The sequence below is a fragment of the Arthrobacter sp. B055-34 genome, from assembly GCF_059090425.1.
On sequence record NZ_JBNHFQ010000005.1, the window covers coordinates 189,666 to 205,582 of the forward strand.

Annotated in this window: 11 protein-coding genes and 1 riboswitch; of the genes, 1 reads left to right on the forward strand and 10 read right to left on the reverse strand. The window is 65.1% G+C overall.

Annotated elements, in window-relative coordinates:
* Window positions 1-37: 37 nt before the first annotated feature.
* From proB to AC5RWO_RS11775, 6 genes are all read right to left on the reverse strand, one after another.
* The gene (gene proB / locus AC5RWO_RS11750) at window positions 38-1,168 is read right to left on the reverse strand and encodes a glutamate 5-kinase (protein WP_498731545.1); all 1,131 of its coding nucleotides are present in this window, start codon (window positions 1,166-1,168) and stop codon (window positions 38-40) included.
* Window positions 1,158-2,738: a GTPase ObgE gene (gene obgE, locus AC5RWO_RS11755; protein WP_498731546.1), complete on the reverse strand. Its 1,581-nt coding sequence runs from the start codon at window positions 2,736-2,738 to the stop codon at window positions 1,158-1,160. Before obgE ends, proB begins: the two co-directional genes overlap by 11 nt.
* 130 nt (window positions 2,739-2,868) lie before the next feature.
* Window positions 2,869-3,132 (reverse strand): 50S ribosomal protein L27, encoded by a 264-nt coding sequence (gene rpmA / locus AC5RWO_RS11760; RefSeq protein ID WP_169996650.1) that lies wholly within the window; start codon window positions 3,130-3,132, stop codon window positions 2,869-2,871.
* Window positions 3,133-3,187: 55 nt separating this feature from the next.
* Window positions 3,188-3,496, reverse strand: coding sequence for a 50S ribosomal protein L21 (rplU, locus tag AC5RWO_RS11765; RefSeq protein ID WP_498731688.1), 309 nt, complete (start codon window positions 3,494-3,496; stop codon window positions 3,188-3,190).
* 221 nt (window positions 3,497-3,717) lie between these two features.
* Window positions 3,718-5,193 (reverse strand): bifunctional hydroxymethylpyrimidine kinase/phosphomethylpyrimidine kinase, encoded by a 1,476-nt coding sequence (gene thiD / locus AC5RWO_RS11770; protein WP_498731547.1) that lies wholly within the window; start codon window positions 5,191-5,193, stop codon window positions 3,718-3,720.
* 66 nt (window positions 5,194-5,259) lie between these two features.
* A riboswitch (TPP riboswitch) is annotated at window positions 5,260-5,358 on the reverse strand.
* Between the two features lie 82 nt (window positions 5,359-5,440).
* Window positions 5,441-8,848: an Rne/Rng family ribonuclease gene (locus AC5RWO_RS11775; protein ID WP_498731548.1), complete on the reverse strand. Its 3,408-nt coding sequence runs from the start codon at window positions 8,846-8,848 to the stop codon at window positions 5,441-5,443.
* Between the two features lie 422 nt (window positions 8,849-9,270).
* Between AC5RWO_RS11775 and AC5RWO_RS11780 the strand changes: the two genes are divergently transcribed.
* Window positions 9,271-9,927 (forward strand): vitamin K epoxide reductase family protein, encoded by a 657-nt coding sequence (locus AC5RWO_RS11780; protein ID WP_498731549.1) that lies wholly within the window; start codon window positions 9,271-9,273, stop codon window positions 9,925-9,927.
* A 109-nt stretch (window positions 9,928-10,036) separates the two neighbouring features.
* Here AC5RWO_RS11780 and ndk read toward each other — a convergent pair whose 3' ends face one another.
* From ndk to ileS, 4 genes are all read right to left on the reverse strand, one after another.
* Window positions 10,037-10,453, reverse strand: coding sequence for a nucleoside-diphosphate kinase (gene ndk, locus AC5RWO_RS11785; protein WP_498731550.1), 417 nt, complete (start codon window positions 10,451-10,453; stop codon window positions 10,037-10,039).
* Window positions 10,454-10,523: 70 nt separating this feature from the next.
* Window positions 10,524-10,991, reverse strand: coding sequence for a DUF4233 domain-containing protein (locus AC5RWO_RS11790; protein ID WP_498731551.1), 468 nt, complete (start codon window positions 10,989-10,991; stop codon window positions 10,524-10,526).
* Between the two features lie 3 nt (window positions 10,992-10,994).
* Window positions 10,995-12,347, reverse strand: coding sequence for a bifunctional folylpolyglutamate synthase/dihydrofolate synthase (locus tag AC5RWO_RS11795; protein ID WP_498731552.1), 1,353 nt, complete (start codon window positions 12,345-12,347; stop codon window positions 10,995-10,997).
* The gene (ileS, locus tag AC5RWO_RS11800) at window positions 12,344-15,631 is read right to left on the reverse strand and encodes an isoleucine--tRNA ligase (protein WP_498731553.1); all 3,288 of its coding nucleotides are present in this window, start codon (window positions 15,629-15,631) and stop codon (window positions 12,344-12,346) included. Before ileS ends, AC5RWO_RS11795 begins: the two co-directional genes overlap by 4 nt.
* Window positions 15,632-15,917: the final 286 nt, after the last annotated feature.

A 15,917-nucleotide genomic window follows, 5' to 3' on the forward strand; every position in this document is an offset into this window, starting at 1 on the left:
AGTCCTTGACCGTTTTCGCGTTACGTAGCCTGCGGTCCTACAGGACCACGAGGTCGTCCACGTGGATGACCTCGCGCTCATACTGGCGCCCGAGACTCGCCCCCAACTCTTTGGTGGAGCGGCCCAGCATCCGGGGCAGCTCGTAGGAGGAGAAGTTCACAAGTCCGCGGGCGACGATATGCCCGGCCGAGTCGGCCACTTCCACCGGGTCTCCCGGTTCGAAGGTGCCCTTAACCGACGTGATGCCAGCCGGCAGCAGCGAGCGGTGGCGTTCGCGCACGGCCTGCACGGCGCCGTCGTCGATTGTCAGGCGGCCCTGGATGGAGGCCAGGTGCGCCAGCCAGAGCAGCCGCACCGGGCGGCGCGTACCGTTGGTGCTGAACCACGTGCCCACGTCCTCGCCCGCCAGTGCCGCGGCGGCATTGGCCGTTGCCGTTACCAGCGCGGGAATGCCGGACTCCGTAGCCATGGCGGCGGCCTCGACCTTGGTCACCATTCCCCCGGTGCCCACGCCGGCCGTGCCTGTGCGGCCGATGCTGACCCCGTCCAGGTCGGCGGGCCCGGAAACGTGCGCGATCCGCTTGGCCCCTGCCTTCGGCGGCCCGTCATAGAGGGCATCGACGTCGGAAAGCAGGACCAGCGCATCGGCCTTGACCAGGTGGGCCACCAGCGCCGCCAAGCGGTCATTGTCGCCGAACCGGATTTCATGCGTGGCCACGGTGTCGTTCTCGTTAACCACCGGAACGACGCCCAGGTGCAGCAACCGGTTCAGCGCCCGGTAGGCGTTCGCATAGTGCTGGCGGCGCATCAGGTCTTCGGCGGTCAGCAGCACCTGGCTGACGGCCACGCCGTGCGCGCCGAAGGCCTGGGTATAGCGGGCCATCAACAACCCTTGGCCCACGCTGGCAGCCGCTTGCTGGGTTGCCAGGTCACGGGGACGTCGCCCCAGACCCAGCGGAGCCAGTCCGGCCGCGATGGCACCTGAGGAAACCAGGATCAGCTCCGTGCCGGTGTTCCGGCGCGCGGCCAGCACGTCCACCAGGGACAGCAACGCGTCCTCGGAGATTCCCCCGGCCACGGATGTCAGCGACGATGAGCCGACCTTAACTACTACCCTGCCGGCGGTCCGCAGCAGTGTACGGTCCGCCGGTTGAGCGCTAGCTTTCATCGTCTTCTTCCGATGCCCCGCTTCCGGCGTGGTGCTTGTAATTGACTGATTCGGTCCAGATGCCAGCCTTGCGCTCGGCTTCCAGCTCCGCGCGTGCCGCGGCCCTGGCATCCTTGCGCTCCTGCTGTTCTTGACGCTTCTGGCTGCGCGTGGGACGGCCGCTGAAGTCGTCCAGCCGGATATCGGTCCCGCGCGGTGCACCGGCCAGAAGCTCGGCGCCGCCCATCATGGTCGGCTCCCAATCGAAGACAACGGCGTCGTCTTCGCCGATGACCACGGTGGATCCCGGCACGGCGCCGGCTTTGAAGAGTTTGTCCTCGACACCCAGTTTGGCCAGGCGGTCCGAGAGGTAGCCCACGGCCTCGTCGTTGTTGAAGTCGGTCTGCTTGACCCAGCGCTCCGGCTTTTCGCCAAGCACCCGGTACAGCGGCTCGAGGTTCTTTTCTTCCTTGCGGATGATGAACCCGGCCTCGTTGACGGCCCTGGGCCGCAGAACAACCTTGACCGGCGCCGGCGCGGCTGCCGCCTCCTGGCGTGCCGCGGCAACGATATCCGCCATGGCAAAGCTCAGTTGGCGCAGTCCCTCGTGGCTGACCGCAGAGATTTCGAAGACTTTGTAGCCGCGCTTCTCCAGTTCAGGCCGGACGAATTCCGCCATGTCCTTGCCGTCGGGCACATCCACCTTGTTCAGCGCCACCAGCCGGGGCCGCTCGTTCAAGGGCACGACGGCGCCGTCGGCGCCGGCGTAGCTGAGGTCGACGGCGTAGGCAGCCAGTTCCGCCTCGATAGTCTCCAGATCGGAGATCGGATCGCGGTCGGCTTCCAGGCTGGCGCAGTCGAGAACATGCACCAGGGCGGCGCACCGCTCCACGTGGCGCAGGAATTCGTGGCCCAAGCCCTTGCCTTCGCTGGCACCGGGTATCAGTCCGGGCACATCGGCGACGGTGAATCGCACCTCGCCGGCCTGGACTACGCCCAGGTTGGGCACCAAGGTGGTGAAGGGATAGTCGGCGATCTTCGGCCGGGCGGCGCTCAGGGCCGCAATCAGGCTCGACTTACCGGCCGAGGGGAAGCCCACCAGCGCGATATCCGCTACAGTCTTCAGCTCCAGGACGATGTCCCGCTCGTCGCCGGGGACCCCTAGCAGGGCAAAGCCGGGAGCCTTGCGCTTCTGCGAGGACAGCGAGGCATTGCCCAGCCCGCCCTGGCCACCGGCCGCCGCCACATACTCGGCGCCTTCGCCGATGAGGTCGGCCAGCACTTCGCCGTCCTTGGTCTTGACCACGGTGCCGTCCGGGACAGGCAGGATCAGCGTTTCGCCGTTGCTGCCATGGCGCAGATCGCCCTTGCCGAAGTCGCCGTTGCTGGCGTGCCGGTGCGGTGCGTGGTGGTAGGACAGCAGGGTGGTGGTCTGCGAGTCGACCCGCAGGATGACGTCGCCGCCGTTGCCACCGTTACCGCCGTCCGGACCGCCCAGCGGCTTGAACTTTTCACGCTTGACGGAAACACAGCCGTGGCCCCCGGTTCCACCGGATACATGCAATACAACCCGGTCAACGAAAGTTGCCACGTTTATCTCCTTTTACTTCAGGTGATCCCGGTTCACACCGGATGTGCCCATCAGTGATTCTAGTCTGGTTAAACACCAGTGAGGCGGACCCGCGGCCCGCCTCACTGGAAAGCTGATTTACTGCCGAAAATTACTCCGCAGCTGCTGCAGCAACGATGTTCACAACGCGGCGTCCGCGGCGAGTACCAAACTCAACCGCACCGGCCTCGAGGGCGAACAGGGTGTCGTCCCCGCCACGGCCGACGTTGGCGCCCGGGTGGAAGTGGGTGCCGCGCTGGCGGACGATGATCTCACCAGCGGAAACAACCTGGCCGCCGAAGCGCTTTACGCCCAAGAACTGAGCGTTGGAATCGCGACCGTTGCGAGTAGAGCTCGCACCTTTCTTATGTGCCATTTGCTATGCCTACCTTTTTTGTCTATGGAAACTGCTGGAAGCCTGCCGACCGCAGTTACGCGATGGAGGTGACCTTGACCTTGGTCAGTTCTGAACGGTGACCCTGGCGCTTCTTGTAGCCGGTCTTGTTCTTGAACTTCTGGATGACAATCTTCGGCCCGCGAAGATTCTCAATGATCTCTGCAGTGACCTTGACCTTGGCCAGTTCATCAGCTGCAGAGGTAACCTTGTCGCCATCGACCAGGAGCAGCGCGGGCAGCTCGAAGGCGCTACCGGCTCCACCGGGGACGCGGTCAAGGGTTACGAGGTCTCCGACGGAAACCTTTTCTTGGCGGCCGCCTGCGCGGACAATCGCGTACACCACTTGGGAACTCACTTCTCTCGACGTTTAATACAGTTATGCGCTTTGAATACAGGCGGTAAAAGGATGCCTGCCAGCACTGTGCAGTGACGCCTACGGGATTTACCCTTCGAAGGCGTTCGCACCGAAGATCAAGATTACGCTATTTCCGCTATTTCCTGCAAATGGCGCCCGGGCGGCGTGCCGCGGAACTGCACTGTTAGCTCGCCCACACCGGCAGTGGCTCAAGCATAGAGCCTTGGTGCATCGAAAAAGTGGAGCTCGTAGCGGGCCGAATGCTCGAAGGCGGCCATCATCCGTTCGCGCTCCTGCTCCGGCATCTGCTGGGCAGCCGCGTCCATGATTGCCACGGCCTGCCGGGTGGCTTCCGCGAAATCGTCGTCCGCATAGGTCTCGATCCACGCGCCGTAGGGGTGGCCGGAGGCTCCGGCGGACTTGTACCGGCCGTACAGTTCGCTGCCGACGTGTGCATACAGCCAGTAGCACGGCACCACGGCGGCCACCAGCTCGGCGTAGCTCCCCGCAGCGCTGACGGCAAGCAGATGGTCCACGTAGGCCTTGGTGACCGGTCCTTGTGCCGGCGCTATGTTGCGCCCGGCGAGCCATTCGCGGTGCAGCTGCGCCTCGACTTCAAGGCAGTTGTGTGCGCCCTTGGCCCAGAACAGCTGTTCCTGCTCGGTGGGCGCCAGCGCGCTGGCACGGGCCAGTGCCCGCGAGTAGCCATTAAGGTAGCGCGCGTCCTGGGCCAGGTAGTAACCGAACTGCGATTCGCTGAGGGTTCCTACCGCGAGCGACCGCACAAAATCCAGTTCCATGATTTCCGCCCGGATGTCTGCGGTGCGTTCCCAGGCTGCCGTGCTGAACCGGTCCGCCGGACGTGGCGTGTGCTGATGGAAATGGTGGATGGGCCCGCTGCCCTTCCCGACCTCCAGCTCGTCCGCGCGCACCAGCGCGCCGAACAGCCATTCCTTCACCTCCTTGAGCGACTCCGTCCAGTCCCCCGTCCGGGCCTGCACCGTGGCCATCGCCGCCGAGAGCGAGCAGCCGGTCCCGTGCGTGTTTTTCGTCCGCACCCGACCGGTGCGGAATTCAACCACCTCGCCCGCCAGCCGCCCGTTCACGTCCACCAGCGCATCGGGGCAGTCCTCCGCGGGCAGGTGTCCACCCTTGACCAGAACCATGACGCCATGCCTGCGCGAGAGCTCCCGCCCCTGCGCCAGCGCCTCCTGCCAGTCGGCGGCCGTCTCGGCACCGAGCAGCACCGCCAGCTCCGGCAGGTTCGGCGTCACGAGGTGGGCCTGGTTGAGCAACCCGCGCAGCGCTTGCTCCGCTTCCGCTGCCAGCAGTCGGTCTCCGCTGGTGGCCACCATCACCGGGTCCAGAACAACGACGGCGGGGCTCACCTCAGCGAGCCAGCGGCCTACCGTTCCAATCACCTCGCTGTCACCAAGCATGCCGATCTTCACCGCGTCGATGCAGACATCGTCGCTGACCGCGGCCAGCTGCTCGGCGAGGAATGACGGCGGCGGTGTATGGACGGAGCGGACACCCTGGGTGTTCTGGGCTACCAGTGCGGTCACCGCGGCCATCCCGTAGCCGCCGTTCGCCGCGATGCTCTTCAGGTCTGCCTGGATCCCGGCGCCGCCGGTCGGATCGGTTCCTGCAATGCTCAGCACTCTGGGTGTGGTTCGAATGGTCATGGCTGCTCCGTTGCTGCTCAGGGCGGAACACGCACGGCAGACTTCCATGCTGGCCAGCCAGCGGCCCGAAGACTGCAGCGACATCCCTCCGCCAGTCCTAACTGGTTCAGGTTCAACGGGTCTCAAATCTCAGCCGGCTAGTCGCCGGCACCCCGTGTCACTGCTGCCAGCCTAATGCATCAGGGGCGGTCCTTTCGACATGAAAGGACCGCCCCTGATGCATTAGCAGGAATTGCTCAGTGCTGGATCAGAGTTCCGACGCAGGAACTCCGACTCCCAGAATCACCGGCTGCACCGGAGTCTTCTTCTCAGCCTCCGGCTTAGCCGCCGCTTCTTCACGGTCCGCCGACGCATCGGCGCCGCCCGCTCCGGAGACCGGCTGAACCGCCGGGGCAGCCTTCGCGGACTGCTCCACGCCGTCCCGCTGCTCAATGGGTGCCTGATTCGCGGCTCCCTGGGGACTGCTCGCGGCACGACGACGGCGGCCGCGGCGCTCCGGCGGCGCCGTCGCCTCAGGTTTCGCCTCAGGCTTTGCCTCCGGTCCCGGCTCTGGTCTCGTGACGATCTCCGGACTTACCTTGTTGAAGGCATCCGTCAGGCTCGCAAGCGTCAGGGCCGGCTCCTCACTGGCCGCCAACAGGCTGTGCTCGGCACGGGGCAGCACAACCTTTTCGCCGTTGATGGTCAGGACCGGAGCCTCGGGGGCGGCGTCCGGTTCTGCCTTGCGCGCAGCCGATTCTGACTTGAGCGCAGCCTCGTGTTCCTCCGCCTCATGGGCTGCGTGGGTCGCCGCGGCGATGGACGCCAGTGCGGCACGGGCCGCCTGCGCCTTGGCTTGCCGCTCGGCGTCGTCCTCATGCTCCGGTTCCACAACCGCGTCAGGAGCGGAGGGCGCGCTGCCCTGGTTGTTCTGGCTCTTGCTCCGGCGCTTTTCGCTTCGGGACGGCTTCTCCGGCCGCCCCGGCTTTTCGGCGCGGACAAGGTGCTGATGATGCTCGGCAGCAACTGCGGCACGGCGGTGCTCCAGCGGTTCGTCATGGGTGACGACGCCGCGGCCGCCGCAATGCTCGCAGTTCTCGCCGAAGACCTCCAGCAGCCCGGTACCCATCCGCTTGCGGGTCATCTGGACCAGGCCCAGGGACGTCACTTCGGCTACCTGGTGCTTGGTCCGGTCGCGGCCCAGGCATTCCACCAGGCGGCGCAACACCAGATCGCGGTTGGCCTCGAGCACCATGTCGATGAAGTCGATGACGATGATGCCGCCGATGTCGCGCAGGCGCAGCTGCCGGACTACCTCTTCGGCCGCTTCCAGATTGTTCTTGGTGACGGTCTCTTCGAGGTTGCCGCCGGAGCCGGTGAACTTGCCGGTGTTGACGTCAACCACGGTCATGGCTTCGGTGCGGTCGATGACCAGCGAGCCGCCCGAGGGCAGGAAGACCTTGCGTTCGAGGGCCTTGTGGATCTGCTCGTCGATCCTGTTGGCCGCGAAAATGTCCTCTGCGCCGGTCCACTTCTCCAGCCGGTCCACGAGGTCTGGTGCCACATAGGTCACGTAGGCCTCGATGGTGTCCCAGGCCTCTTCACCGGACACGATGAGCTTCGAGAAGTCCTCGTTGAAGACGTCGCGGACCACCTTGATGGTCAGGTCAGGCTCGGCATAGAGCAGTTCAGGCGGCAGGGTCTTATTGGAGGTCGACTTACGTTCGATCCCTTCCCACTGCGCACGAAGCCGGTTGATGTCGTTCATCAACTCTTCTTCGCTGGCGCCTTCGGCCGCGGTGCGGACAATGACGCCGGCGCCCTCGGGAACGTGTTCCTTCAGGATCTTCTTGAGCCGGTTGCGCTCCACGTCAGGCAGCTTCCGGGAGATACCGGTCATGGATCCGCCGGGCACGTAGACGAGGAAACGTCCGGGCAGCGAGATCTGGCTGGTCAGGCGTGCGCCCTTGTGGCCTACCGGGTCCTTGGTGACCTGGACGAGCACCGAATCGCCGGACTTCAGTGCGTTCTCGATCCGGCGGGGCTGGCCCTCCAGATGCGCGGCTTCCCAGTTGACCTCACCGGCGTACAGCACGGCATTGCGGCCGCGCCCGATGTCAACGAATGCGGCTTCCATGCTGGGCAGCACGTTCTGGACCTTGCCGACGTAGACGTTGCCGATCAGGGAGTCCTGCTGCGTCTTGGACACGAAATGCTCGGCCAGCACGCCGTCTTCGAGGACGCCGATCTGGATCCTGTCATCGCGCTGGCGGACAATCATCTGGCGGTCCACGGATTCGCGCCGGGCAAGGAACTCTGCCTCGGTGATGACCTGGCGCCGCCGGCCGGTTTCGCGCGATTCACGACGGCGCTGCTTCTTGGCCTCGAGACGGGTGGAGCCCTTCACCGAGGAGACACGGTCGCTCGGCGGGGTCTCGCTGACCGGACGCGGAGCGCGTACACGGGTCACTGTGTTGGGCGGATCATCGTCCTGCCCGCCGGTGAGTTCGAGGTCTTGGTCGCCGCGGCGCCGACGACGACGACGGCGGGCAGTTACGCCGTCACCGGACTCCGCCGGGGCTTCTTCAATGTCTTCGCCCTGGGTCTCTGTCTCGGTCTCGGTGCCGGTTTCGGCCGCGTCGGCACGGTTCCGGCCCTTGCTGCGGCGGTTCCGGCGGCTACGGCGGCGGCCGCTTTCTTCATCCTCGTCAGCCTCTTCCTCGGCGGCGGCCGGACGGACAGGGCGGACAGCGGTCAGGTCCGGCGCATGGAAGAGGACCTGTACGGGCGATTCGGGGACGGCGAAGGGGCTCAGCACTGCTGGCTCGTTGGCCTCTTCCGCCTGTTCCTCTGACGCCGGCGCGTTCTCGGCAGCCTGGCCGGAAACCGGCTCTGCGGCAGACGGAGCTGTGGTGGACGAATCCGTGGGGGACGCCTCCGGTTCGGCCGCGGCCGGGCTCTCCTGCGGAGCTTTCGGAGCCGCCGTCCGGCGCGCACGGGTACGGGTACGCGTGGCGGGCTCGGCGGTTTCCGAGGAATCTGCTTCGCTAGGCGCCGATACAGTCCCGGATTCGGCGCCGGCTGCGGACTCTACACCGGTGTCGGCGCTGGCATCCGATGCCGTTTCAATGGCGGCTTCCTGCGCGGGGGTGCCGGTTGCGCTGTCCGCGGTGACCTCAGGAGTTCCGGTCCGGGGCTGCGCCTTCCTGCGCTTGCGTGGCGCCTTCGCCTCGGCGGCGTCCTCGGCCGGCTCTGCTGCCGGAGCTGTATCGGCAGCGGCCATTGCGGGGGGCACTGTCGGCATGGGCGGAACTGCGACGCCCGCTGCTGAACCTTCGTCGACCGGTGCCGTCTTGCGGGTCCGGCGCACACGGGTCTTCGCCGGTGCAATTGCTTCTTCCCCGGCGGCCTGGCCGGCGGCTGCTTCCGCGGGCTCCGTTGTGGCATCCGTAGCCGCGGTGGCGGCGACGGCGGTACTCTCCGTCCCTGCTGTCGACGCAACTTCCGCTGTTTCCGCCGCGGGCTTGCGTCGGGCGCGGGTAGCTCGCTTGACCGGAGCCTTGGCCGTGGGTTCGGTTGCTTCTGGTGTTGCGATTGCGGCGGCGCTGTCTGCGCCCGCCGCTCCGGGAGTATCCGACTGATCGGATGTTGCCGGGTTTACCTGTTCATTATCCATTTATTACTGCACTCCAGCCCCTGGAGGCACCGGCCACATTCCGGCACCGCCAAGGAAAGTAGCCGGTTATCCTTCGGGCCACGTGGCCACCCGTCACCGGAAGTCCTTGTCGTATCTCCCGAGCTCGCGCCATCTGTGGGGCGCGGTACACTCAGGGACCAGCGGCGCTTTTCCTACTACCGCATATTTCTCTTCATCGGTAGGGTCATCTGGCGGATTCCGCAGGGCCCATCCGGATGATGGGCTCCGATACCGGAAGCATCGCCGACAAACCTGGAAGCCTGTCGCTGGACCGGTAGTGGCATGTGGTTCCATTACCAGCCAAGAGCCATTCTCTCATATGGGCCCGGTTTTCGTTATCATTTGGCGCTTCTGCAGCGGTTAGAATCGTCCCAGACATTCCCTGATGGAAGAGGAGTCCGGTGAACCACCATGCGGCCGACGCCGAAAGCGGCGCAGAAACCGTCCCGGCCGGACATCGTCCGGACAACGCCGTGGCGGTACATTCGCGGCACAAACCCTTCGCTTGGCTCCTGCTCGCCACCGGCGTCGTCGGTTGGATCGCCTCGGCCATCCTTGTCCTGGAGCGGCTGGCTGTCTACGTAGACCCGAACTACATCACCAGCTGCGACGTCAATCCGTGGGTGTCCTGCGGCGAAGTCTTCAAGACCTGGCAGGCAGCGATCTTCGGGTTTCCGAATCCGTTCATCGGGATCGTGGCCTTTGCCATTCCGATCACGACGGCGATGGCAATGCTCGCCGGCGCCCGGCTCCGCCGGTGGTACTGGATCGGTCTGCAGGTCGGCGTGACCCTGGGATTCATCTTCGTGGTCTGGCTGTGGAGCCAGGCACTGTTCGACATCTTTATCCTGTGCATCTACTGCATAGTGGTTTGGGCCATGATGATCCCGATGTTCGTCATGGTGACCGTACGCAACCTGGTGCATGGGGTGATCAAGGCGCCGGCTGGCGTGGTCGCCTTCGCCAGCGACTGGGCGTGGACCCTGACGATCATCCTCTGGGTAGCCACTGCGGCGAGCGTTTTCATCCGCTTTATGAACGTGTTCCTTGGCGGCTGAGGCAAGCCGCAGTGACGTGCTGATAACCCCCGTACCGCAAAGGCCGCGCACATCCGGCGAGGATGTACGCGGCCTTTGCCGTTGCGGCCGGAGACCGGCTGCGGGAGGTTCAGCTGAACCAGATACCGATCTCGCGCTCTGCGGATTCAGGCGAATCCGAGCCGTGGACGAGGTTCTGCTGGACCTTCAGGCCCCAGTCACGGCCGAGATCGCCCCGGATAGTCCCCGGTGCCGCCGCCGTCGGTTCCGTGGATCCGGCCATCGAACGGAAGCCCTCGATCACGCGCTGCCCTTCGAAGACAGCTGCCGCAACCGGCCCGCTGAGCATGAACTCCACCAGCGGCTCGTAGAACGGCTTGCCGACGTGCTCGGCGTAGTGCTGCTCCAGCAGTTCACGGGTTGCGTTGACCAGTTTCAGCTCGACCAGCTTGTATCCCTTGGCTTCCACCCGGGCCAGGATGGTTCCGGTCAGCCCGCGGGTCACACCGTCCGGCTTGACCAGTACAAGAGTGCGTTCAACGCTCACGTTTTCTTCTCCTCAAATCGCTTCAGTTCTGGCTCGAGAGCCCGTTCAATCCTATGCGACGCCACCGGGGCTAGCCTTCTGCTGCCTCCGGCCCCGGCTGCGGCCTCTCTTCCGGGTGGGTTCGTTCCCATTCGGCTTGTTCGGCGTCGCGCTGGGCATTCTCCCGGTCCAGCCGCATGCCCGTCCTGACGCCGTACCACCATGTCAGCGCGAACAACACGCCGACGACAAACATCATCGGCTCGACGAACCCCGTGGCGATGATCAGCAGCTGCAGGATCCAGCCCAGGGCTATTCCGGCCGGCTTGCGGACCAGCGCGCAGCAAAGGACCAGCACCAGGGCCAGCGCAATGCCGACGCTGAGAATCACCGGCTGCGGGAAGCGGTCCTTGTGCAGCCCGAAAGCCACGAGGGTCCCGAAGAACACGACGAAGGCCTCCAGCAGGAGCACCGTCGAGGCGAACATGACCTTGATGGAACGCCGCTTCTTCGGCATATCCGGACGCCATTCACGTTGTGCTTTTGTCAGTTTTGCCATGTGTTATTTCCCCAGCAGTATGCGTGCATCGGCGACCAAGGTGATGGACCCCGTGATCAGGACTCCGCCGGCGAGATCGTTCTGCGCTTCGGCCCGTTCCACCGCCCATTCGATCGCGTCGTCCAGCTTCTGGGCCACATGGATGGAATCTTCGGCAAATCCGGCGGCCATCGCATCCTCCGCCAGCTGCTCGGCCGGGATGGCACGCGGCGAGTTGGACGCCGTCACGCAGATCTCGTCCACCAGTTCGCCCAGGTGTTCCTTGAGCTGCTCGAGGAGGCCGATGGCGTCCTTTTCCTGCAGCACACCGACGATCGGCACCAGCCGCGAGAGGTTGAAGGCCTCTTTCACCGCGGCGGCCGTGGCGCGCATGCCGTCCGGGTTGTGGGCGGCATCGACAATGACGGTGGGCGCGGTCCGGACCACTTCGAGGCGGCCCGGCGACGTGACCTGGCCGAACCCTTCGCGCAGCAGGTCGATGTTCAGTTCCTTCACGCCGCCGCCCAGGAACGCCTCAAGGGCTGCCACCGCGACTGCAGCATTCTGCGCCTGGTGTGCCCCGTGCAGCGGAAGCAGCAGGTTTTCGTAGCGCCCTGCCAGACCGGCGATGGTTAGCTGCTGGCCGCCGACGGCCATGAGCCGGGACTCGACGCCGAATTCGACTCCTTCGAACCGGAACGGCACGCCCACGTCACGGGCTTTCTCCAGCAGCACCTGGGCCGCATCGGCCGGCTGGGCCGCGCTGATCAGGAAACTGCCCGGCTTGATGATCCCGGCTTTCTCCAACGCGATCTCTTCGGTGGTCTCCCCCAGCAGGTCCGTGTGGTCCAGCGAGATCGGGGTGATGACGGAAACCTGGCCGTCGATCACATTGGTGGCATCCGTGATGCCGCCCAACCCCACTTCAATGACCGCCACCTCAACCGGTTCGTCCGCAAAAACGGCGATCGCCAGAATGGTGACGCACTCGAAGTAAGTCAGCCGCGGCTCGCTCGCAGCAGCCAGTTCGGTATCGACGATTTCGAGATAGGGACGGATTTCATCCCAAATGCGCACGAAGGTCTCGTCCTTGACCGGCTCGCCGTCAATGCTGATCCGTTCGGTCACCTTGGTCAGATGCGGGCTCGTGTAGCGCCCGGTCCGCAGACCATGGGCACGCAGTCCCGCTTCGATAATCCGGGCCGTGGACGTCTTGCCGTTGGTACCGGTCAGGTGGATGCTGGCGAACGCCTTGTTCGGCTCCCCCAGGATCTCCATAGCCCGGTAAAGGGGCTCCATCCGTGGCTCCATTTTGTTTTCCGGAGCACGGCTGAGCAGTTCTGCGTAGACACTCTCTACACCGAATTCGTCGCTCATGATTTTCCCTCTACCTTCTCGACAGTGACTTCCTGGCCGTTGTCCGAAGGCACCAACACCAGCTCGACGGTCAGTGTTTCTTCGGAGACCAGCGACTCATGGGTGCCCAAGGCATCCAGCACCGCCTGCTCTGCGCTGACCGTGGTGCGGATCCTGTCGCTGACCACCAGATCGGCGTCCTTGCGGGCTTGCTGGATGGTACGGACAAAGTCGCGGGCCACACCCTCGGCTTCCAGATCCGGGGTCACTTCCGTGTTCAGCACCACGAAACCGCCGCCGGGCAGTACCGCGACGGAGGCAGAACCTCCACCGGCGCTGTCCGTGACGACCGTTTCCAGCGTGTATTCCTGCGGCTGGAGTTCCAGTCCGCCGGCGGTGACCATACCGGCGTCGTCCACGGACCAATCTCCGGATTTGGACGCCTTGATGGCGGTCTGGACATCCTTGCCCAGCCGCGGACCGGCGGCCCGGGCATTAACCACAAGCTTCTGCTCGATGCCGAACTCCTCGGGGGAAGCGGTACCGGCGTCGATCAGGCGGACGGACTTGATGTTCAGCTCGTCCTTGATGATGTCCTCGTATCCGCCGGCCAGCTCTTCGGCACCGGCGGCAACGACGGTCAGTTCGGACAGCGGCAGCCGCACCCGCAGGTTCGCCGCCTTGCGCAGGCTGGAACCCGCGGAGCAGATGATCCGGGTGCTTTCCATCCGGGTGACCAGATCCGCCTTGGCCGGGAACATGCCGGCATCGGGCCATTCGGCAAGGTGCACCGAGCGGCCTCCGGTGAGCCCGCGCCAGATTTCCTCCGTCACCAGGGGAAGCAGCGACGCCGCGGAACGGCACACCGCTTCGAGGCACGTGAAGAGCACGTCGAACGCGTCCTGGTCCTCGTCGAAGAACCGCTGGCGGCTGCGGCGCACGTACCAGTTGGTCAGCGTGTCCAGGTACTCGCGCAGCGCGTCGCAGGCTCCCGAGACGTCGTAGCTGTCCAGGCTCTCCGTGATGGAGCGGACCAGGTCGCCAGTATGGGCCAGGATGTACTGGTCCAGGGAGTCCAGGGACTCGATCCGTCCGGTGTCGCCGGCAACGGTTTTCGCCTCGTAGCCGGCGCCGTTGTCCGCGGTGTTGGTGTAGAGCTTGAAGAAGTGCCACACGTTCCACAGCGGCAGGATGACCTGGCGGACGCCGTCGCGGATGCCCTGTTCGGTGACGATGAGGTTACCGCCGCGCAGGATCGGCGAGGACATCAGGAACCAGCGCATGGCGTCGGAACCGTCGCGGTCCAGCACCTCGGAGACATCCGGGTAGTTGTGCAGGCTCTTGGACATTTTCTGCCCGTCCGACCCGAGCACAATGCCGTGGCTGATCACGTTGCGGAACGCCGGCCGGTCGAAGAGTGCGGTAGCCAGGATGTGCAGCGTGTAGAACCAGCCGCGGGTCTGGCCGATGTATTCGACAATGAAGTCACCCGGGTTGTGGTGCTCGAACCAGTCCTGGTTTTCGTGCGGGTAGTGGACCTGGGCGTACGGCATCGAACCCGAGTCGAACCAGACGTCCAGCACATCCTCCACGCGGCGCATGGTGGACTTGCCGGTGGGGTCGTCCGGATTGGGTCGGGTGAGTTCGTCGATAAAGGGCCGGTGCAGGTCCGGCTCGCCCGCCTCGTTCAGCGGCAGCCGGCCGAAGTCGGCTTCAATCTCGGCCAGGGAGCCGTAGACGTCCTGGCGCGGGTAGTCTGGGTTATCCGATTCCCAGACCGGAATGGGGCTGCCCCAGTACCGGTTGCGGCTGATGGACCAGTCGCGGGCGTTTTCCAGCCACTTGCCGAACTGTCCGTCCTTGACGTTGTCCGGGATCCAGTTGATCTGCTGGTTCAGCTCGACCATCCGGTCCTTGATCTTGGTGACCTCGACGTACCAGGACGAGATGGCGCGGTAGATCAGCGGGTTGCGGCAACGCCAGCAGTGCGGGTAGCTGTGCTCGAAGCTGGCTTGGCGGACCAGCCGGCCCTGGGCCTTGAGGACACGGGTGATCGGCTTGTTGGCCTCGAAGACCTGCAGCCCGGCGATCTCCGAGAGCGGCCCCTCGCTGAAGTAGGGCAGGAACTTGGCGCCTTCGTCCACGGAAACGATAACGGGGATGCCGTGGGATTCGCAGACCCTCTGGTCATCTTCACCGTAGGCCGGAGCCTGGTGCACCAGACCGGTACCGTCAGTGGTGGTCACATAGTCCGCCACGACGAAGCGCCAGGACGTCCCGGTGCCCCATTTTTCGGCGTCCGTGTAGTAGTCCCACAGCGGTTGGTACTGCAGGCCGTCCAGCTGGGCGCCGGTGTAAGTTGCGGTGACAGCGTCGGCTGCGGCAGCGCCGTCGTCGTACCCCAGGTCCTTGGCGTAGCTGCCCAGCAGGTCCTGCGCGATGAGGAACTTATCCCCCTCGGCGGTGCTGCCGTTGGGGCCAACGGGGACCACTGCGTAGGTGATTTCAGGCCCGACGGCGAGGGCCTGGTTGGTGGGCAGGGTCCAGGGCGTGGTGGTCCAGGCCAGGGCGTTGACGCCGGCCAGCTCGGTGCTGAGCGCGCTTTCACCCGCGATGATCGGGAAGGTCACGGTGACGGTCTGGTCCTGGCGGTTCTTGTAGACGTCGTCGTCCATGCGCAGCTCATGGTTGGACAGCGGCGTCTCGTCCTTCCAGCAGTAGGGCAGCACGCGGTAGCCGCTGTAGGTCAGGCCCTTTTCATGCAGCTGTTTGAACGCCCAGATGACCGACTCCATGTATTCGACATTGAGCGTCTTGTAGTCGTTCTCGAAGTCCACCCAGCGGGCCTGGCGGGTCACATAGGCCTGCCACTCGCTGGCATACTTCATCACCGAGGTGCGGCAGGCATCGTTGAACCTGTCGATGCCCATGGTTTCGATCTGCTGCTTGTCGGTCATGCCGAGCTGCTTCATCGCCTCCAGCTCGGCGGGCAGGCCGTGGGTGTCCCAGCCGAAACGGCGTTCAACCCGCTTGCCGCGCTGGGTCTGGTACCGGCCGACAATGTCCTTGACGTAGCCGGTCAGCAGGTGACCGTAGTGCGGCAGGCCGTTGGCAAAGGGCGGGCCGTCGTAGAACACAAACTCGTTGGCGCCGTTTTCGCCGGCGTCGCGCTGGTCGACCGAGGCCTGGAAGGTGCCGTCTTCTTTCCAGTACTTGAGCACCAGTTCCTCGATCTCCGGGAATTTCGGGGAGCTCTGGGCAGCGGCTGCGCCGGCGGTGGTGGCCTTGGGATAAATCTGGGGCATATTCGTCATCCTGGAAAGACAGCTAGCAAGCGTGGACACTTCCTGCGAGGACGTGCTCTGAACCAAGCAGCCGTGCCAGTTGTCTCAACTCGCCCGGCGGCCGGGAGCGGAACCCGCGGTACCACCTCACTTGCTGACCTCCCCGGGCTCCTCGCGGAACCTGAAGGGGCAGCCCCTCATTCACTGCTGTGACGGGCTTACCCGTCCGGTTCTACTGGGTGCCGCGCCGGTTGGCATGGAACTGTTCTTCCGGAAGCTCACCGGTGATGGCCGGGTCCAAGCTGTT